At 41.1% G+C, this 18,898-nt stretch carries 20 protein-coding genes and 1 other annotated feature; of the genes, 3 read left to right on the top strand and 17 right to left on the bottom strand.

What is annotated here, in order from left to right:
* Positions 1 to 69: 69 nt before the first annotated feature.
* From ACTHOQ_RS09415 to ACTHOQ_RS09375, 9 genes are all read right to left on the bottom strand, one after another.
* Positions 70 to 210 carry a Com family DNA-binding transcriptional regulator gene (locus ACTHOQ_RS09415; protein WP_440495719.1) on the bottom strand — a complete coding sequence of 47 codons (141 nt, stop codon included), beginning with the start codon at positions 208 to 210 and terminating at the stop codon, positions 70 to 72.
* Between the two features lie 35 nt (positions 211 to 245).
* Complete coding sequence (locus ACTHOQ_RS09410) at positions 246 to 587, bottom strand: sigma factor-like helix-turn-helix DNA-binding protein (protein WP_440495717.1); 342 nt, start codon at positions 585 to 587, stop codon at positions 246 to 248.
* Positions 588 to 635: 48 nt separating this feature from the next.
* Positions 636 to 959, bottom strand: a complete 324-nt coding sequence (locus ACTHOQ_RS09405; RefSeq protein WP_440495716.1) for a hypothetical protein — start codon at positions 957 to 959, stop codon at positions 636 to 638.
* Positions 960 to 1,324: 365 nt separating this feature from the next.
* Positions 1,325 to 3,709: a DNA primase family protein gene (locus tag ACTHOQ_RS09400; protein ID WP_440495715.1), complete on the bottom strand. Its 2,385-nt coding sequence runs from the start codon at positions 3,707 to 3,709 to the stop codon at positions 1,325 to 1,327.
* Positions 3,710 to 3,913: 204 nt separating this feature from the next.
* A complete protein-coding gene (locus ACTHOQ_RS09395; RefSeq protein WP_440495713.1) occupies positions 3,914 to 4,225 on the bottom strand; it encodes a hypothetical protein in 312 nt (103 codons plus the stop codon).
* Positions 4,206 to 4,499, bottom strand: a complete 294-nt coding sequence (locus ACTHOQ_RS09390) for a hypothetical protein (RefSeq protein WP_440495712.1) — start codon at positions 4,497 to 4,499, stop codon at positions 4,206 to 4,208. Before ACTHOQ_RS09390 ends, ACTHOQ_RS09395 begins: the two co-directional genes overlap by 20 nt.
* A 60-nt stretch (positions 4,500 to 4,559) precedes the next feature.
* The gene (locus ACTHOQ_RS09385; RefSeq protein ID WP_440495710.1) at positions 4,560 to 4,973 is read right to left on the bottom strand and encodes a hypothetical protein; all 414 of its coding nucleotides are present in this window, start codon (positions 4,971 to 4,973) and stop codon (positions 4,560 to 4,562) included.
* Between the two features lie 246 nt (positions 4,974 to 5,219).
* Positions 5,220 to 5,486 carry a hypothetical protein gene (locus tag ACTHOQ_RS09380; protein ID WP_440495709.1) on the bottom strand — a complete coding sequence of 89 codons (267 nt, stop codon included), beginning with the start codon at positions 5,484 to 5,486 and terminating at the stop codon, positions 5,220 to 5,222.
* A gap of 21 nt (positions 5,487 to 5,507) precedes the next feature.
* Positions 5,508 to 5,720: a helix-turn-helix transcriptional regulator gene (locus ACTHOQ_RS09375; RefSeq protein WP_440495707.1), complete on the bottom strand. Its 213-nt coding sequence runs from the start codon at positions 5,718 to 5,720 to the stop codon at positions 5,508 to 5,510.
* 102 nt (positions 5,721 to 5,822) lie between these two features.
* Here ACTHOQ_RS09375 and ACTHOQ_RS09370 point away from each other — a divergent pair, with 102 nt between their 5' ends.
* Positions 5,823 to 6,257, top strand: a complete 435-nt coding sequence (locus ACTHOQ_RS09370; RefSeq protein ID WP_440495705.1) for a helix-turn-helix domain-containing protein — start codon at positions 5,823 to 5,825, stop codon at positions 6,255 to 6,257.
* A gap of 64 nt (positions 6,258 to 6,321) precedes the next feature.
* A complete protein-coding gene (locus tag ACTHOQ_RS09365) occupies positions 6,322 to 7,533 on the top strand; it encodes a site-specific integrase (RefSeq protein WP_440495704.1) in 1,212 nt (403 codons plus the stop codon).
* A 269-nt stretch (positions 7,534 to 7,802) separates the two neighbouring features.
* On the opposite strand, the gene ACTHOQ_RS09360 is transcribed toward ACTHOQ_RS09365, so the two are convergent.
* From ACTHOQ_RS09360 to tyrS, 4 genes are all read right to left on the bottom strand, one after another.
* Positions 7,803 to 7,931, bottom strand: a complete 129-nt coding sequence (locus ACTHOQ_RS09360; protein ID WP_440495702.1) for a hypothetical protein — start codon at positions 7,929 to 7,931, stop codon at positions 7,803 to 7,805.
* 167 nt (positions 7,932 to 8,098) lie between these two features.
* Complete coding sequence (locus ACTHOQ_RS09355; RefSeq protein ID WP_440495701.1) at positions 8,099 to 8,716, bottom strand: YIP1 family protein; 618 nt, start codon at positions 8,714 to 8,716, stop codon at positions 8,099 to 8,101.
* A gap of 97 nt (positions 8,717 to 8,813) precedes the next feature.
* Positions 8,814 to 9,986: a PstS family phosphate ABC transporter substrate-binding protein gene (locus tag ACTHOQ_RS09350; RefSeq protein ID WP_440495700.1), complete on the bottom strand. Its 1,173-nt coding sequence runs from the start codon at positions 9,984 to 9,986 to the stop codon at positions 8,814 to 8,816.
* A gap of 94 nt (positions 9,987 to 10,080) precedes the next feature.
* The gene (gene tyrS / locus ACTHOQ_RS09345; protein ID WP_440495699.1) at positions 10,081 to 11,352 is read right to left on the bottom strand and encodes a tyrosine--tRNA ligase; all 1,272 of its coding nucleotides are present in this window, start codon (positions 11,350 to 11,352) and stop codon (positions 10,081 to 10,083) included.
* Between the two features lie 74 nt (positions 11,353 to 11,426).
* Positions 11,427 to 11,633 (bottom strand) — a binding site (T-box leader).
* Positions 11,634 to 11,735: 102 nt separating this feature from the next.
* Here tyrS and ACTHOQ_RS09340 point away from each other — a divergent pair.
* Positions 11,736 to 14,558, top strand: a complete 2,823-nt coding sequence (locus tag ACTHOQ_RS09340) for a transglycosylase domain-containing protein (protein ID WP_440495698.1) — start codon at positions 11,736 to 11,738, stop codon at positions 14,556 to 14,558.
* Between the two features lie 64 nt (positions 14,559 to 14,622).
* On the opposite strand, the gene argD is transcribed toward ACTHOQ_RS09340, so the two are convergent.
* The 4 genes from argD to argC are packed head-to-tail and all read right to left on the bottom strand — an operon-like array spanning position 14,623 to position 18,790.
* Positions 14,623 to 15,777 (bottom strand): acetylornithine transaminase, encoded by a 1,155-nt coding sequence (argD, locus tag ACTHOQ_RS09335; RefSeq protein ID WP_440495697.1) that lies wholly within the window; start codon positions 15,775 to 15,777, stop codon positions 14,623 to 14,625.
* Complete coding sequence (argB, locus tag ACTHOQ_RS09330) at positions 15,774 to 16,550, bottom strand: acetylglutamate kinase (RefSeq protein ID WP_440495696.1); 777 nt, start codon at positions 16,548 to 16,550, stop codon at positions 15,774 to 15,776. Before argB ends, argD begins: the two co-directional genes overlap by 4 nt.
* Complete coding sequence (argJ, locus tag ACTHOQ_RS09325; RefSeq protein ID WP_440495695.1) at positions 16,513 to 17,736, bottom strand: bifunctional ornithine acetyltransferase/N-acetylglutamate synthase; 1,224 nt, start codon at positions 17,734 to 17,736, stop codon at positions 16,513 to 16,515. The genes argB and argJ overlap by 38 nt, the downstream gene beginning before the upstream one ends.
* Positions 17,737 to 17,755: 19 nt before the next feature.
* On the bottom strand, positions 17,756 to 18,790 hold the full coding sequence (argC, locus tag ACTHOQ_RS09320) for an N-acetyl-gamma-glutamyl-phosphate reductase (protein ID WP_440495693.1): 1,035 nt from the start codon (positions 18,788 to 18,790) through the stop codon (positions 17,756 to 17,758).
* Positions 18,791 to 18,898 lie beyond the last annotated feature (108 nt).

Raw genomic sequence — 18,898 nt, 5'->3', positions numbered from 1 at the left:
TACGTATAAAAGAAAAGAAGTCCACCACAATACATCGCTGTACTGTAATGGACTTCTGGAGTCTCTGGATTATTTTCTTTTATATTTGTTGATTGTGCCACATTTCCGGCATTTCAATTCTAAATCTGGATTATATGATGCAGCCTCATATTCTTTAGCTGCTTTGCCCAATAATTTACCGCATTCAGTGCACCTTAATTCAACCATCATACTAATACCCCTTTCCTTAGATGCTAAACCTCTATTCAATTTGCTTCACATTTAAAACGTTCTAATGTTGCTCTAGCAAATTTCAAACGATCTTGTATGGTCGATTTGCTTACTCCAAAACGTGCAGCAATGGCTGCCATTGAATGTCCGGTATAGTAAAGTACGAATGCTTCTCTTTGCTTTTCTGTTAGTAGCTTCGATAATCTAATGTAATCGAATGAGTTGAATTCTGTTTTTCCCGTATTACCTGTATCGAAAATTTCCAACGCGGGAAATAAGTTTCTGTCTAATTCAACAAAAAAGCCGTTATTTTTATTTAGAACGCTTAAATCCCCTCCCATAAAATTTAAAAAAGCCTCTTTTAATTGATTTTCCATTTTATAATCAACTCCTTAAATTTATCTATCTGTTACAAACTTTAGTAGTTATGATTTTGTACGGTAGCTCTTTTCGGGGTTAAACCAACGTAAAGCTTTGAACACTTTATTCAGCTTAAGAACAACCTCCAGCATGCGCAACGCCTGTTTCGTTTCCTTTGAGTTCGGATCTAGGTAAATGCTGCTACGCTCTTTACATACCGCGCATACAACTGTTCGGCACAGCTTACTTTTTGTATCTACCTGATCACAATATCGGAATCCGCAATGACCGCAACTGTAATCTTGCATTACTCGTTTCGACTGTTGATGCTCTATCCTCAATACGGATGGCACATCTATGCGCTCTTTTTTGAATTTTGGTTTTCTCATAAATTACGCTCCCTCAATATTTGTTCTGTACGTTATACGCTTTTTTGCCACTTTATACGCTTTTCATACGCCTTTTACGTATCTTGCATATATGCGTTGAATCCTTGATATTAAAGGCTTTCCGTTCATTTCGTTTCGAACATATACGTCTTATACGCCTTATACGCCTTTTCTGAAATTCTTCCTCTATATTTCTACATTTCTTTTTACATTTTTATTCTTTTTTTATTCTTACTTAAGAAGTTAGAAAAAAGACGTATAAGACGTATGTAATACAAGAAATGTAGTAATACCAATGCTTGAAGCCATTTCAAAAAGACGTATGAAAAGCGTATGCATACGTCTTTTTTACGTATGGCTAAGATTTATAAAAGTAGGTCGTCAAAATCTTCATTTAAAGATAGACCTTGATAAGACTGACGAGTGTCGCCATATACACGGCTCGCTTTAAATCCTTTTGACTGCATATCCGTTTTAACCTGATTGCTGTTAGGAATGCGTGTAAAATGCTGCTCATGTAAATATGAGATGTATCGATTGTTGAAGTCTTTACAGCTAACGCGGAAACCGTCACCTCTCAAACAATGCTCCTCAATAAATGATTCAAGCGGATCATTCACGCTCACATAGCTAGCAAGTGCCGCCTTTGTACTTTCGTTATTCTCAAAGCAGCCGCGCTCCAGTAATCGCTCTAGGCCCTTCAATGCTTTATTCAATAGCCCCGATAGCTCACTAGCCGTTGTCATCTTTTCAATCAATTTCACATCGGGATTTTTAACCGGTTTATTGAACTCAATAATTTTCAATCGGCGTGTAAAGCCATTTGAGAAGTCACGCGTTGCAGGCATCTTGTTCATGCCGTACACAAGCCGCGCATACGGTTTAAAGTTGAAAGCATCCACACCCTTACGCTCTGCATTCACCTTATCGCCTGTACAAATGGATTTGAAAATATCCGTTTCACTCAACATCGTTGACGGTAAATCCCCGTATGCATTCACCAGCTTATGTTGCAGTTGCGCCAACTTAAAACGGTTTGCCGATAAATCTTGAAGTGTAACGTTTGATACATTGTCCTCACCCACAAATGCCGTTAATAACTCAATCATCGTACTTTTACCGTTTCGCCCTTCTCCTAGAAAGAAGAACGCTGCGCTAAATGTTTGAGGTATTAAGCAAAGTCCGAAAATCTCATAAATCATATTTACGCTATCGGCCGGCACTACATCTTTAATGAATTTATCAATGGTTGGGCATTTAGCTTTTGCATCATACGCTACTGGGATTTGAGCAAACGAAACAAAGTCCTTCGTATGCGGTAGTAGCTTACCTGTTCTAATCTCATACAGCCCATTTTTAAGGTTTATTACGTCTGTGCGCGGCTTTTCAAGCTCCATTGACGTAACGGTATTCAAGTCTTTTAACACCTCTACAACCTCATTACCGTGTGACGATCTATAACGTTCCCCTAATATGTTAGCGGCATAGCGGCGAATCTTACGCTCCCTATCCGCTTTATAAACGCCTCTATCGTAAACGTACAGTACACCGTCCACACAAATAACTGGCGTAATCTCGTTAATCGCTCTAGCAAGTTTTACAGGATTAAAGCCATGCTTACCGAAAAAAGCATCTGACAAATCAATATCAAGTTCCTTGCTGCGTTCAACTGTTTCAGCTAGTTCCGTATCAACCTCATCCTCGAAATCCTCAATGCAAATCGCCATCGCATCGGCTCTTTCTTGCACTTTACATTTCTCGTCCTTCGCTACTAGCTTCACCATTTCCGTATATGAGGCTAACTTTAGGATGTTCTTTTCGTCCGAATCATCGTATTCACCAAAATAATGAATCCGTACAAGGTCAAATGCGTTACAAAGTTTCTGGCTACACGGATCTGTTGAATGGTGAGAGTAGGTGAAAATATTATCGTAAATCAGTACACCGCCTGTTGTTGAGCCACCCAGATACGTATAACGCTCGTCCCCTACATACTCGTAAACATCAGGTAAAAACGTTTCTATCGCATCATGAATCGAATAAGTACGATTGAATAAACCTACTGCTCCCGGCTTCGTTAATGGATCGCCTGCTTTCTTCATTTCCATTCGGTGATTTAAATGTTCACGGCCGCGCTCTGAATACGGTAAGTTTTCGGTTTTCTGCCACCCCACATGTTCCGCTAAAAACTCATCTGCATTTAAGACCTGTAACTCTTGCACCTCGAAAATGTATTCTGCATCCTTCGAAACAGTAGGATAGTACATCATACGTTCAAATTGGAATGTCGTATCATCTACATATTCGATACCGATTTTACCGCCTAACAGCCGCGCTACTGCATTGTATTCAACGTAACCTACCTTTCTATCTAGTGGAATGATAATACGATAGCGCGGCGATTCTGCGCTGTGTTTACGTGTACTATGCATTACCAGTGTAAAAGGCAGAGCTGCTTGTACATCAGACCAATTTAAAGAACTGTCTGCATGGTCAATATCAAGCGTTACCGCAAACCGATTCACTACTGTTTCCTTCGAGCGCATACCGTTTTTCAAAGTGCCTAGAAAATACGCGCCTTTATCCTTTAAATCATCCTGCTGCGACTTCGGTAAAGCCATGTACTCGGCATATGTTTCAGTCGATACATGCGGCTCACGCAAACGTTCTACAAAGGCATCCCATGTTGAAATTACTTCTTTATATCGTTTTGTTTTTCGGTTATATGCTTCAAAATAATTAAAATCCATCCATGCCACTCCTCTATATTCTAGTTGCACAGTATTATGCGAAATTGTATAATTACTGTAAGAAATGTTTTTCAAGTACTCTTTCTCGCCTAGCTGACGAAAAGAACGAGGCTAGCCCAGCACTCTCCGGTAAAGAATGCTAGGCTATTGATAGTCTATTCAGCTTTTAATGTTGAATGATTCATGATTATCCCTCCGTGTACACTATGAAGTAACAAACTCTGTTTTTAAACGACTACTGAAATTCACTCGATAAGTTTCACTATGCAGCTTGTGTATGCCTTTTAAATGAAGGCGATCTATGCGCTCTACTTGTAAGCTTTCGAGAATATGTGAAATCTTTTGCATCAAGTAAAGCGGCGCGGTATCGTGATTCCCCATGAATCCATACTTGCCGTTTTTCTTTTTCTTAAGAACGTCTACAAAGACCTCTGTACATCTCCAGTCCTCTGCGACTGTTACGTCAATCCGCCATGCCCCTGTGCCTGTTGAATGACTATAACTCGACACCTTCACCTATATTCACCTCTTTCACATCACATAAAACGGCACGAAGCGCCTCTAGCTCCTCGATAACTTCAATTGAATCGATATCCATAACAACGCGATACATATCTTTGAATAGCGTTTTTTTAGCTGCTAGGATTTCTTCACAAACCATATCGCCTTTCACCACTGCCTCAAACGCTGCTACAACCTCAAATACCTGTAATACTGCTGGCGCAATTGCCCCGACTACCTCTTGCACATCTGCTACTACTGCTGTTAATTCATTTGCTTGAACATTCATTTTCAAACCTCCTGTTCTATTTATCTTTTTATGTGTACTAAACTTTGCCGCACTTAAGCTTTATAGGTCTCGCGCATTGCTTACCTCTCTGTAAAGCGAAACGACCTCTACATTAGCGGCATTGAACACTTCATTGTTTAGCATAGGTATACTGAAATTGCGCTCCATATCGCTCATAAGCTTGCTTAATTGAATTGTCCTGCGCGGCTCCGGTAACTGCTGAATATTGTTGAAGATAGCGCGGCATTGCTTCAATTCGAATACCGGGTGAACTTCATCCTGCACGTAATCAAAAACGCTTTTCATGAACGCCCCTATTTCTTCCGCACTTTTGTTGCCGAAATGCATATCAATCGCAAAAGATACCGCATGAGCATTAATGAAGTCGCCTGCATCATCGAATGAAACATTCAAGCCCTCACGGTCTATTGTATCTAACCACTTGTGAAACTCTTTTTTGATTTGTTCTAACACGCCTTTCTCCTCCTCTCCTCTGTAATCTCGCTAGGTATTTCTAGTCCATTCCCCAGCCATCTGTTGATAGATGTGAGTTAAAAACTCAATCGATAGCACTACCGTTTCAATCCGCCCGCGGTCATTTAACAAGGCAAGACACTTACCGTAATACCTTCATAATCAATAGAATTTCCGCCATGCCTTGCCCACTGCTTCCCCTATTCAAGCACGCTGCCGAGCATGTTTATTTTAGAGGGGCCACTCTTACCATTCAGCAGTAATTTCATAAATCGCTTGATACGCTTCTTTAGCTGGCCACCAACGTTTCCGCGACTTACGGCGCTCTAGCATTTTCATTCGCGGATCACTTAATACGTCATCCTCCAAACAACGCTTGCCTATACGTGTAAGCTCTGCAATATCATCTACCGTCACAAACCATAATTGACTTCTAATTGAATCATCGATTTGCGCTTTCACGTATTCCTGTACTGCTTTTTTGTCAATGTTTACCTCAACACCTTGTATCATCTAATCACCACCCGAACTTTGCTAATCTTGGTTTACAACATCTATAAAAAAAATTTCTTCTACAGATTTGTTAAACTCACGTGCAATAACTAAAGCTGATGTTAATTTAGGATTAACCTCGTTGTTCTCTATTTTTCGGAGCGATACACGACTTAACCCTGTTCGTCTAGATAGTTCGGAAAGAGGCATCCCTCTCACCTTTCTAAGTTCTTTAAGATTATTAACGCTAACCATGAATAGCACCTCCTGAAATCAATATAAACCATAGTTGCCAAAAATGCAAGTCATGGTTTACAATAAAATTAATTAAAAATTTAAAAGTTGGTGATTAAAATCGTGCAAACATTCGGTGAATATTTACGTGATTTAAGAGGCAATAGGTCTCTAAGGGATATGGAAAGGTTAACAGGTATTAGTCACACCTATCTAAGTTCCCTTGAGAAAGGCCTCGATCCGCGTAGCAAAAAAGAAAGAAAACCTTCCTATGATGTACTTAAAAAGCTATCTGTTGCCTTGAAAGTTGAGTATCACGAAATGTTGAAGGCTGCTGGATATGCGGAAGGAGCAGAATTCGAGGAAGGTAATTTCATGCTCGGAATGGTTCCTGAAGAGGCTCTAGATGCAGCTGGTGATTTACACTTATTAATGACTTTGGAGGACACTGGCCTAAAGCTGCATAACGTCAAGCCTAAATATAAAGGCCGTGAACTATCTCCAGCTGAACGTGAGCAAATTTTGAAAATGCTAGAAGTGCTATTCCCTAACGGTTAAAAGCGAATAAAAAATCATTCCTATTCAAGCACGCTGCCGAGCAAATGAAAGGAATGAATGATTTATGAAGCTACACAAAACGAAAGAGCAGCACATCTACTATTACATGAATAGTGAAGGGCAAAAGCGTTATATGTACCGCTACCGCTATACAGACGAGCTGACACGTAAACAAAAAGAGAAGCGCGGTAGTGACTTTAAAACAGAAAAAGCCGCGCTAAAGGCTTTACTAGAAGTAAAAGCGGCAATTGTGCGCGGCGAAACTACTCTTATTAATAACGACAATTTAACTGTATCACAATGGCTTGATAAATGGCACGAGATGAATCATAGCGATTGGGAAGTAACTACACGTAAGCAACGAGAGATGGCAATTCGATTAAATATGAAACCATTACTGGGGCATTTTAAGCTGCAAAAGCTAGACCGCGCTACCTATCAAAAAGCGTATATACAAGTGTTAGAAAAGCAGTACAAGCCTGCTACGGTGAAGCTGCTGCATAACCTTTTTAAAATTGCTATCAACGCTGCTATAAAAGAGGAAGTTTTAGATAAAAATCGAATTAAAGACGTGAAAATAGGTGGTAATAAGTCAGATTCTCAAGAAAAAGAACCTTTGAACTTTTTAACGCCTGCTGAATTAAAGCTGCTACTTGAAACAGCAAAGGAAACTGAACACGTCACAAACTACACGTACCTTTTAACCCTAGCTTATAGCGGTATGCGACGCGGCGAAGCGTGCGGTCTTCAGTGGAAAAACATCGACTTTGAAAACTCTACTATCACAATTGAGCGCACACGCGACACAAAAGGCGCACGCGCACCAAAAACAAAAAATAGCTATCGCACAATCCCGATGGATGAAATGATAATGAAGCAGCTTAAAACCTATCAAACATGGTGTAAGCAAATCATGCTCGCTTTTGGAACACGCTTCACGCCTAATTCTTTCGTGTTCATCACCTACCAATCGGGTGAGCCTATTTCAGATAGCGCACTGTTATATATGTTTAGGCGAGTACAAAAGGCTGCAGGGCTTGTCACATTAAATGAGGAGGGCGAGGAAGTACCTAAAATCACATTGCATGGATTAAGGCATACACACGCTACTATCCTTTTGAATAATCGTCAAAACGTGAAAGTAATTGCTGAACGGCTGGGTAACACGCCAACTATGATTTACGATGTGTACGGGCATATCTTCAAAGAGATGGAGCATGAATCCGTATCCGCCTTTAGTGATAGTCTGAATAGCGTAAAAGGGGCATTAAAATAGAGGGTTTCGATGGGTTCTAGGGTTGTTTCTAGGGTTGAGTATGCTAAATAATGCTCTCAACCGTTGGGAACACTAGCTTTTATTATTAGCGCGAGTTCTACTCACGTTAATTTTTCCGAGCTTCAGACAGATTCAAAATCAAACCACCAAGCCTTGTATATCAAGTGTTTGGTGGTTTTTATACTTGTATTCCATAAAGCGAGCCATTATACAACAAAGAGACTTTTCTCTGCGTGAATCCCCTAAAAAATTAGTCATGCTTTAAAAACCTATTCGATCGTAAACGATTTCTTCCTCACTCGAAATACTTCTGTTGAAACAAGCATTAAATCGATTGCTTGCTGAGCCATAATATAAGGAGCTGTTTGAAAATCCTCCTCGATCCAACGAATGATCATCCCGGCGATTCCATGCGAACGGTAAATATACAGCCATTAATTGACGATAGGTTAGACCTCACGGCACCCGTTTATTTCCCGCAATAAATAATATGTAAATAGCGTTTAAAGGGCCTGTACAGAGAAACATCTATTCTCTCTGCAGACCCTTTTATTATGGAATTCTATTAAAAAACAATGTACTTTGCCAATATCACTAAAATTATTAATACAAGAATCGAAGCGAAGAACGCTTTCCATTTAGAAATGCGGTGGACCTCTGAAATACCGACAATCGTGATTGCATATGTCCAAATGCTGCTCACAATAATAAATGTCCCGCAAATAAATTGCAAAATATAATCGCTCATCCCAGGGGCGATATATGGTATATCAAAAAATGATTGCGGAGCAAACTGCATCCAAAATAAAACAATCGGCAAAATCCAAATATAAGGAATCATCGTCATACTCATCATTCGGAACATTTCTTTAAACTTCCCTGTCCCGCCAAAAGCTTTCGCTGATATAGTCAATACTCCCGCCGACATTGCTGTGGAAAGGAAATATAACAATAGACTTGTTAAAAACGTTGAATATACAATGTCCCCTAACGTATACTCTCCTGTGAATTCTGAACCAATAAAGCCGATTAAGTTGCTAGCAAACATCCCGATAATACCAACGATAATGAAATACGATAACCTTTTTGTTGTTAAAACATAACGAATAGTATCACGGGGTTTGGCAGCAATACTTAAAATGGCATGCCGATCATCGACTGCTTCTGTTAATTGCTCATTCAAAATAATGTCCCCCTAAAAAAATGTATACATTCTATTATACTGATATTTTTAAGGTGATTCAAAGTTATTGCTCTTTAAGTAGCATCATCCTTTCTCGTTATTCAATTGAAGAAAGAGATACATAGCCAGCTTTTTCAACTAGCGCTTGCCCCTCATCTGACAGCACCCAATCAATTACTGCCTTTACATTCCCAGTCGGTTCGCCCGCTGTTACGATATAAAATTCAGAAGCGATTGGATACGTATTAGTGCGAATGGTTTCTCTAGTCGGCGCAATTCCGTCAATTTCCAATAGTTTGATTTCTTTGTTTTTTACCATTTCATTCGAATAATAGCGGAATGTGTAGCCGATTGCATTTCTATAATTTTTATATTGGGACACTTCATTAATAATCCCGCCCATTCCTGTGGCAATATCCTCACTAGGCGCTTCCATTAATGGCGTATTTTCCATTAAACGTTGCAAAGCCGTTTGGGATCCGCTATCTTGTGGTCTTTGGAAAGCCCGTATCGCATCGTCTTTCCCGCCCACCTCAGACCAATTTGTTATTTCCCCGGTATATATTCCTTTAATTTGTTCGAGCGATAAATTATCAATGCCGTTTTTGCTATTTACAAAAAAGACGAATGCTTCTTTGCCTATCGGTGTTAGGTGCAGCTTAATCCCATTTTGCTCCGCATGCTTCACTTGCTGATCTGAAGGGCCCGCCACAAAAATCATGTCCGTATTGCCTAAAATCAAATTTGTATACGCTTCATGTGTCTGATTGACCATCACTTCACTATTATATGGATTGTATTCTTTATTAGGATAAAGATGCTGCGTGATCGCGGCATACAATGGATACAAAGCTGTTGCCCCATCGATTTTCGGCAAAGGCTCCTCCAATTTTAGCTTAGGTGCTTGTTCCAATTGCACTAATTTATTACGATCCGTGAATGGCTCATATTGATAAATATCGACTTCTGCATCAACAGTCGGCACCCGGCTATCGATCCATTTATACATCGGCTGGATCGAACAAACGGCTAAAATTATTCCAGCGATGATCCAAAAAATCTTCACTCGTTTACTCTTTTTATAAAACACATCAAAAATTTGAAGGACAAAACCAATATATAAAATGGCCGCAGCCGCGATAATTAACGGTATGTAATGAACCTTGCCGCTAAGCGCAGTCATTAACAAAAATATAACCGCAAAATGACCCGCAACGAGCAATACAAAAATCGCCATTGCAATTTTTCCAATGTATGATTTCTTCTCCATCCAACTTCCCCCTCTCCTATACATTCTTTATGAAAGCAGAAATTCCTTTTAAAAAAACGTCTTGGAAAGCTTCTTTCCAAGACGTTTTTGTTAATTATACGAACTTCACCATATGGTATTTTTTCTTGCCACGTCGGATAATGGAAAACGCATCCTCCAAACGATCTTTTACATCGATTACATATTCTAAATCTGTAATCTTTTCTCCATTCACGCTAATCGCGCCGTTCGTTACATCTTCACGTGCTTGTCGCTTTGAAGATGAAATTCCCGCCTCCACGATTAATTCCACGATGTTTTTATCTTCCTTTGCAACTTCCACAGAAGGCACACCAGCAAAGGCCACTTTCATTTCCTCCACTGATAATGCTTTTAAATCGCCTGAGAATAATGCTTTTGTAATACGTTCTGCTGCCTCTAAGCCTTCTTCACCATGGATAAGGCTTGTCATTTCTTCAGCCAGTGCTTTTTGTGCTTTCCGCAAATGCGGCTCTTCTTCCACGCTTGCCGCCAAGCCTTCAATTTCTTCGCGTGTCAGGAATGTGAAGATTTTCAAGTATTTCACTACGTCGGCATCGGCTGTGTTAATCCAGAATTGATAGAACTCGTATGGAGACGTTTTCGCAGCATCCAGCCATACCGCGCCACCAGCAGTCTTACCGAATTTTGTACCGTCAGCTTTCGTTACAAGCGGAATCGTAATACCGAATGCCTTTGCGTTTTCGTCATGTGTTTTACGAATCATTTCCAAGCCCGTTGTAATATTGCCCCACTGATCCGAGCCGCCTACTTGAATACGCACATTATGGTGATCGTATAAATGGTTGAAGTCGATTCCTTGAATTAATGTGTAAGCAAATTCCGTAAATGAAATACCCGAGTCTAGGCGTGATGCGACAGTATCTTTATTTAAAATGTAGTTCACGTTAATCAATTTCCCGTAGTCTCGCAGGAAATCGATTAATGTCATCGGACCGACCCAATCATTGTTGTTAACTAATACAGCGCCATTTTCGGTATGTGATGAGAAGTCGAATAAACGTTCCATTTGCTTTTTAAGACCTTGGACGTTTTTCTCTACTTGCTCCATCGTTTGCAATTGGCGCTCTTCGGAACGGCCAGATGGATCCCCTACTGTGCCTGTCGCGCCACCGACTAATAAAATCGGCTTATGGCCTGCTTTTTGGAAGCGGCGTAAAGTTAATAATGGCACGATATGACCGATATGCATTGAATCTGCTGTCGGGTCAACCCCAACATATAAGGAAACCTTTTGCTCATTAAGAAGCTTTTCCATTCCTTCCGCATCAGTTTGCTGGTATAGCAAACCGCGCCATTCTAAATCTTGCAGCAATTCGTTTGTCATGTTGTTTCTCTCCTTTTACATGTGTTGTTATTCGCTATGTAAGGAAATAAAAAAAGCCCCTACACGCAAATGCATGCAGGGACGTCAAATTATCATTTAACGCGGTACCACCCGGCTTGAAGAAAAATAAAACCTTCCTTCCACTTTAAGCGTCTTTATCGCGACGATCCGTTCATGCTCCAAGCACGTAATTCATAAATGCGCTATGACCGGCTTTCACCAACCGCCAGCTCTCTACTCAGTGAGCACATTCACTACTGCAAACTCTTCTTTGCATGAAAATTTATATTTCTATTCTACCTAGAAAATAGATGATGTCAATAATTATATTCGTTTATACGACAAATATGCTATAATAAACAAGATTTTAGGAGGTCGATGATGTGAGAGAATGGCTTGAAAAATTAAATAAAAATATCGAATTCCTTGCTTCTTCAAAACCGATGCGCTACTTACGCATTACAGGCAGCGTATTTTGGAATTTAACACTATTAGCGATTATTTCTATAGCAACTGCCCTCTTCTTTGTTGGGGGTGTAGGCGCAGGTTACTTCGCATCATTAACAAAAGATGAGCCTTTGCGATCAAAAGAAGAAATGCGCGAACAAATTTTCAGCTATGAAGAAACAAGTGAAATTTATTTTGCAAACGATATTTACATAGGAAAAATCCGAACAGATTTGGACCGACGTGAAACATCGCTTGCTAATATATCGCCAACCGTCATTAATGCTGTTCTTGCTACAGAAGATGAATATTTCCGCGAACATGAGGGGATTGTGCCAAAAGCCGTATTGCGCGGTTTACTGCAGGATGTATCCAACTCCTCTACACAAACAGGCGGTTCAACACTGACACAGCAATTAATCAAAAACCAAATACTGACGAATGAAGTTTCATACGAGCGTAAAGCAAAAGAAATTCTGCTTGCTTACCGTCTTGAACATTTCATGACAAAAGAAGAAATTTTAGAAGCATACTTAAATATCATTCCATATGGCCGAAACTCTTCCGGTCGAAATATCGCCGGAATTGAAACGGCCGCACAAGGGATATTCGGCATTCCAGCATCCAAGTTAAATTTACCGCAAGCTGCCTACATTGCCGGAATCCCGCAAGCGCCATTTAAATACACACCGTTCACTAATAAAGGGGAGCAAAAAAGCGCGGAGGGGATGAAAACGGTATTGCATCGCATGCAGGAAGCGGGCTATATTACTGAAAAAGAATATAACGAAGCCGTTGTCTATGAGATTACGAAGGATTTTAAAGGCTATGAGGAGCGTCCTGAAGACAAATATCCTTGGTTGACTGCTGAGCTTGAGGCACGCGCAAAGGAAATTTTCGCGAAAATGCTCGCTGAAAACGACGGGATTGACCCTGATCGTTTAAAAGAAGAAACGAGCTTAAACGAAAAATATACAATTTTAGCAGACCGCACAATCCGGTCTGGCGGCTATCGCATTTACTCGACAATCAATAAAGAAATGTATGATGCAATGCAAAAAGTAACGGAAGAATTCACATTATATGGCCAAACATATAAGAAAAAGGAGAAAGATCCTGAAACAGGCGAAGAAATCGAGGTCGATGTTCCTGTCCAAACGGGAAGCATCATCATTGAGAATAAAACGGGCCGTATTTTAAGCTTCGTCGGAGGTCGCGACCATGAACTCGAACAGTTAAACCACGCCACACAGGCATATCGTTCAAACGGTTCGACGATGAAGCCATTGCTTGCATATGCACCAGCACTGGAATATGGCGTCATCGGTGCAGGCAGCCCTGTTGTGGACGTGAAATTCAAGCGTAATTATGACAACTATGAACCTGTCAACTATATTCCGACACAAGAATTAGGAATAATATCAGCGCGTCAAGCAGTTGCTTCATCGCAAAACTTGGCATTGCTGCGCTTATATGATTCCATTTTGGATCGTCGTCCTGCCGCATATTTGGAAAAAATGGGCTTCTCCAAGTTAACTGAAGGAGATTATGTCCATCTTTCTACAGCGATCGGCGGTATTACTCACGGGGCAACTGTAGAAGAGAATACAAATGCCTATACTACATTTGCCAATGGTGGCCAATTTATCGATGCCTATATGATTGAACGCATTGAAGATTTGGACGGCAATATCGTATACGAGCATGAGGTAGAGCCGGTGGAAGTATTCGCGCCTGAAACAGCCTATATGATGACAGATATGCTGCGCGATGTACTTAAACAAGGCGGCACTGCGACATTAGCGAAAAGCCAGCTCAAGTTCTCATCTGACTTTGCTGCAAAAACAGGTACGACACAAGATCATAAAGATGTTTGGCTAGTCGGCTACAATCCAAATATATCGTTCGGTGTTTGGTTAGGATATGACAAGCCGCGCACATTGTATGCATTTAATAATCGTTATCAGCACCCTAGTAATCGGGTGAATCGCTTATGGGCTAATTATTTGAACACGCTTTACGACATCGACCCGGAATTGATTGGAACAAAGGATGCATTCAAAAAACCAGATGGCGTCGTGACACAGTCATTTTGCGGCATTTCAGGTTTAGCATCATCTTCTTCATGCGCTAACGCTGGTTTAATAAGCTCTGACCTGTTTAACAAAAACGTATTTTTGCCAACACAGCCGGATGATAGTTTCGTATCGTCCACTTCTGTCGTAATAAACGGAAGCACATATGCGGCATTGCCGACAACACCGACGGAATTTGTACAAATGAGCGGCTATGGGTTAAATCAGACATTCATTGACCGCATGCTTGGCAAGCTTGGCGGGGATGCGTCAAAGCTGCTGCCATTCAGTTCGGGCAAAGGCGTCGTATCCGGTGCCTCGTTCGGAGCGGATGGTGCCCGCCCGGAAGCTGTTTTTGCTACATTGGCGAATGGTTCGTTATCATGGACCGCCTCTACGTCAAACGATGTCGTCGGCTATCGGGTTTATAGTATTACAAATGAGGGAACATCTCTCGTGCGATCATTAAAGTCATTCGAAGGGTTCCAAATGACTGTTTCGCCCGGAGTTAGATATGTAGTAGTCGCTGTTGATATTACAGGGCTGGAATCCGGCTATTCAAATGAAGTCGGAGAAATTATCGATGTTGCCCCTCCTGAAGTTGATGACAATATCGTTCCTGGGGAAGTAATAGAAGAACCGGAAAATATTGAAACCGATTCAGACGAAACATCAGCAGAATAATATATAAACAAAATAAAAATCCCGCCAACGATGTGTCATAGAAGTTGGCGGGATTTTTTTTGCGTTAAATATTCGGAATTTTTTCTTTCTTCAATACAGTCTTTAGTATAGAAACAGCCTCATCTATTTCATGTTCACTTACAGTTAAAGGAGGCAATAATCGTATAACTTTCGGCCCTGCTGCAACAGTCAACAGCCCAGCTTCATCTAAAGCTGTTACATATGGCGCCACATCTTCGCCGCCTAAGCTTAGACCAAGCATTAACCCTTTTCCTTGGATCGCATACTGCTGTTCCGGAAAAGCTTGTTGAAGCTTACTGGCAAAATAGCTCGATTTTTGCTTTACACTCCCTAAAAATGCATCGTTAAATATATGGTCGACAACCGTTTGCGCCACTGCAACCGCTAGTGGATTCCCGCCGAATGTCGTGCCATGTGTCCCTGCATTAAATGTATCAAACAGTTCAGCCGTACCAAGTATGCCCCCGATCGGAAAACCGCTCCCGAGACCTTTCGCCATCGAAATAATATCCGGCTTCAGTACGGTTTGTTCAAATGCAAAACGTGTTCCGGTACGCCCGATTCCTGTTTGCACTTCGTCGGCAATGACTAAAATATCCGTTGATTGCTGGATATCATGAATTGCCTGGGCGAAATCATCGGTCACCGGGTTAACCCCGCCCTCACCTTGAATCAATTCAAGCATAATGGCAGCAGTTTCTGTATTTGCCGCCGCCTTCAATGCCTCTGCATCATTAAATGGCAATGTGACAAATTCACTTACTAAAGGCCCGAAGCCGTTGCGCACTTTGTCTTGGCCTGTCGCACTCATTGCTCCAAATGTACGCCCATGGAAGCTTTGTTCGAAAACAATAATCTTATGCTTTCCTGTATGTTTACGTGCAAGTTTAATGGCAGCCTCATTTGCCTCTGCTCCGCTATTGCAGAAGAAAGCATAAGATACATGCAAATCTTCAACTAAAGATGCCGCCAGTTTTTCTTGGCCCGGACTTTCGAATAAGTTGCTAATATGCCAAAGTTTTTCACTTTGCTTTTGAATCGCCTCTACAATCGCCGGGTAGGCATGCCCTAAGCTGCAAACAGCAATGCCGCTCGTAAAATCCAAATAACGCTTCCCCGATTCATCGAATACTTCTGTTCCTTTCCCTTCGACAATCGCGAAAGGTCTTCTTGCATAATTTTGAAACAATGCACTCATTTTACTAGCTCCTCACTTAAAATAGTCGTACCGGTTAATGTTTCGTTGACAATTTGGACGGACGGAATTCCCGCATGCAAACAATTTAAGGCGCCTTGAACTTTTGGGATCATTCCTCCATAAATATGCCCTTCTTCAATCCATTGCCCAATTAGGCTTGGGGTCACTTCTTTCTGATATTCATCGTTAATGCGAACGCCCGCCACGTCTGTAACGAGCAATAAGCAATCTGCACCGACTGCCAACGCAATTTCACAAGCTACTGTATCCCCGTTAATATTAAGCGCCTGCCCTTCTTCTGTTGCGCCAATGCATGCAATCACAGGGACTATGCCTGCATCTGTCAATGTATTTAATACACCGATATTCACCTTCTTAACTTCCCCCACATATTTGTATACATCATAGTCCAAAAATTCACTTTCCAGCAGTCCATTATCAAATCCATTTAATCCGATGGCGGGAATTTCCGCGGCATGCAACTCATGAACTAAAGCCGGATTTACTTTGCCGATCAATGTAGATTGCACAATTTCAATCATTTCTTCATTCGTTACACGCAGCCCATTCACTGTATGCGATTCAATTCCGGCAGCAGCTAATTCGCGGTTAATCGCTGGTCCGCCTCCATGTGTAATAATCAGTTGAATCCCTTGATCTTGAAGTGCTTTGAAATTGCGGAAGAAGGCCATGTTAAGACCTTCCAATGTGCTTCCCCCAAGCTTAATGACCATTTTATGAGCGGTATGAAGCGTTGATTTGGACATAGTCATAAGTTAAATCACACCCCCATGCAAACCCGTGTCCTTCCCCAACCTCTAAAGACACATAAATTTTTACTTCATGCTGCTTCAATATCTCGATCAATGCTTCTTCCGAAAACTTAATCGGTTCACCATTTTCGACCATTGTCGCCCCACCGATTTTGATCGTGATTTTATCCGGATCCACGATGGCGCCTGAATAGCCGACTGCCGCTATAATACGCCCCCAGTTCGCATCACATCCGAACACCGCTGTTTTTACGAGAGGGGAACCTACAACAGTCTTTGCTATTTTACGCGCCTCCTCATCTGAAATAGCACCATCCACCTCAACTTCAATTAATTTTGTCGCTCCTTCTCCATCACGCGCGATTGATTTTGCTAAATCTTCTGCAACTAGGCGCAATGCTGTGTAAAAGTTCTCCCAATCGGGATGTGCAGGCGTCAAAGGCTCATTTCCCGCTAAGCCGTTTGCCATCACTATGACTGTATCGTTCGTTGATGTATCGCCATCGACCGTAATCGAGTTGAATGTGCAATCCGTTATACTGGATAGCGCCTTTTGCAGCTCCTCTGATTCAATATTTGCATCTGTCGTAATAAAGCCGAGCATTGTCGCCATATTTGGCTCAATCATGCCAGAACCTTTAGCCGTTCCTGAAACCAATACTTCCTTGCCGTCAATAATTGTGGAATATGTCGTATTTTTCATCACAGTATCTGTCGTCATGATCGCCTGCGAAAAATCAATGCCGTTTTCGAGTTTGGATTGTGGATTTAACAGATCAATACCTTTTTTCACAGGCTCCATTTTCATAATTTCACCAATTACCCCTGTAGAAGCAACTCCGACTAAATTTGCCTCAATACCGAACTTATATGCTGCAAGTTGCTGCATTTCATACGCATCCGCCAAACCTTGTTTCCCTGTGCAGGCATTCGCATTGCCGGAATTGACGATGACCGCCTGCATTTTTTTCGTTTCATACACAACTTCTTTCGTCACTTTTATCGGTGCGGCCTGTACGGCATTTGTTGTAAACACGCCTGCCACACTTGCCGGCACTTCACTCAGCAAAATGGCCAAATCCTTTTTCTTATGTTTAATGCCGCAATGAACCCCTGCTGCGGTAAATCCTTTCGGTGATACAATATTTTTGCTGGATAGTTTTTTCATTTCAATTGTTGATGCCATATAATGCCCCTCCTAATGATTAAATAAAGTATGGTACAAGCTGTAAGCCAGTTTGCTGCGGTAAACCAAATTGCACATTCATATTTTGAATCGCTTGACCGGCAGCTCCTTTTACTAAATTATCGATGACGCCAATAATGGTCGCCCGATTTGTCCGTTCGTCAAGCTTCACATAAATATCGCAATAATTCGAACCTTTTACACGGTTTGTGCCTATAGAGGAAGCCTCTTGAATGACACGGACAAATGGATGATCCTCATATGCAGCTGTCAGACAATCGATTAATTGCTTTCCTGTTGCACCTTCCGTTACCTGTGCATAAGAGGTCGTTAAAATTCCGCGCGTCATCGGCACTAAATGTGTATTAAACGTAATATTTATATCAACACCGCCAAACATCGAAACCGCCTGTTCAATTTCAGGTATATGCTGATGCTCATTAATTTTATAAATCGAGAAGTTTTCATTTGCTTCGCTGTAATGCGTTGCTTGTGATGGCTTGTTGCCTGCACCGGATATTCCGCTTTTCGCATCGATAACCAAAAAGTTCGGATCGATAAGCCGGTGCTTAATAAGAGGCAAAATAGATAATAGCACTGCAGTCGGATAACAGCCGGGATTTGCTATCAAAACAGCCTTTTTTATGGCCGCTTCATTCCATTCTGTTAAACCATATACGCTTTTTTCAACGATTTTCTCCGGTGCCGGCGGTTTTTTATACCAAGTTTCATAGCTTGCTAGATTTTTCAATCGAAAATCCCCTGATAAATCGATTAGTTTTGGACCTAACCCGATTAACGGCGGAAATAATGTGCTCGATACTCCGGATGGCGTACTTGCAAATACAACATCGTATTTTGCCAACGCATCATAATCAATTTTCAATAATGGCTTATTATAAAGATCTGTTAAATGCGGAAATTTACTTGAAAATAAAGTTCCCTCTTCAGATGAAGTAAATAATCCGACTTCTTCCACTTCTTTATGATTATGCAAAAAACGCAATAATTCTAGCCCGCCATACCCCGTGGCGCCAATAATCCCTGCTTTCATCATGTCACCCCATAATTTTTAATATTACGAAAAGCATTTTTATGAATTCTAAAAGATAAAAATAAGTATAGTTATGTATATTTATTTAGTCAACTGTATTTTTATATA

It is taken from the genome of Solibacillus silvestris (assembly GCF_051967575.1).
GTDB lineage: Bacteria > Bacillota > Bacilli > Bacillales_A > Planococcaceae > Solibacillus > Solibacillus silvestris_B.
The sequence above is the reverse complement of the archived record's forward strand: the minus strand, read 5'-3'. Positions and strand labels throughout refer to the sequence as shown.

Coding starts and splice junctions, on each gene's coding strand:
- tyrS (WP_440495699.1), bottom strand. CDS start 11,352: ATGACAAACGAATTGCTGCAAGATTTAGAATGGCGCGGTTTGCTATAC.
- ACTHOQ_RS09380 (WP_440495709.1), bottom strand. CDS start 5,486: ATGATACAAGGTGTTGAGGTAAACATTGACAAAAAAGCAGTACAGGAA.
- ACTHOQ_RS09360 (WP_440495702.1), bottom strand. CDS start 7,931: ATGATCATTCGTTGGATCGAGGAGGATTTTCAAACAGCTCCTTATATT.
- ACTHOQ_RS09400 (WP_440495715.1), bottom strand. CDS start 3,709: ATGGATTTTAATTATTTTGAAGCATATAACCGAAAAACAAAACGATAT.
- argB (WP_440495696.1), bottom strand. CDS start 16,550: ATGACTATGTCCAAATCAACGCTTCATACCGCTCATAAAATGGTCATT.
- ACTHOQ_RS09390 (WP_440495712.1), bottom strand. CDS start 4,499: ATGAATGTTCAAGCAAATGAATTAACAGCAGTAGTAGCAGATGTGCAA.
- ACTHOQ_RS09410 (WP_440495717.1), bottom strand. CDS start 587: ATGGAAAATCAATTAAAAGAGGCTTTTTTAAATTTTATGGGAGGGGAT.
- argD (WP_440495697.1), bottom strand. CDS start 15,777: ATGAGTGCATTGTTTCAAAATTATGCAAGAAGACCTTTCGCGATTGTC.
- ACTHOQ_RS09365 (WP_440495704.1), top strand. CDS start 6,322: ATGAAGCTACACAAAACGAAAGAGCAGCACATCTACTATTACATGAAT.
- ACTHOQ_RS09405 (WP_440495716.1), bottom strand. CDS start 959: ATGAGAAAACCAAAATTCAAAAAAGAGCGCATAGATGTGCCATCCGTA.
- ACTHOQ_RS09415 (WP_440495719.1), bottom strand. CDS start 210: ATGATGGTTGAATTAAGGTGCACTGAATGCGGTAAATTATTGGGCAAA.
- ACTHOQ_RS09350 (WP_440495700.1), bottom strand. CDS start 9,986: ATGGAGAAGAAATCATACATTGGAAAAATTGCAATGGCGATTTTTGTA.
- argC (WP_440495693.1), bottom strand. CDS start 18,790: ATGAAAGCAGGGATTATTGGCGCCACGGGGTATGGCGGGCTAGAATTA.
- argJ (WP_440495695.1), bottom strand. CDS start 17,736: ATGGCATCAACAATTGAAATGAAAAAACTATCCAGCAAAAATATTGTA.
- ACTHOQ_RS09375 (WP_440495707.1), bottom strand. CDS start 5,720: ATGGTTAGCGTTAATAATCTTAAAGAACTTAGAAAGGTGAGAGGGATG.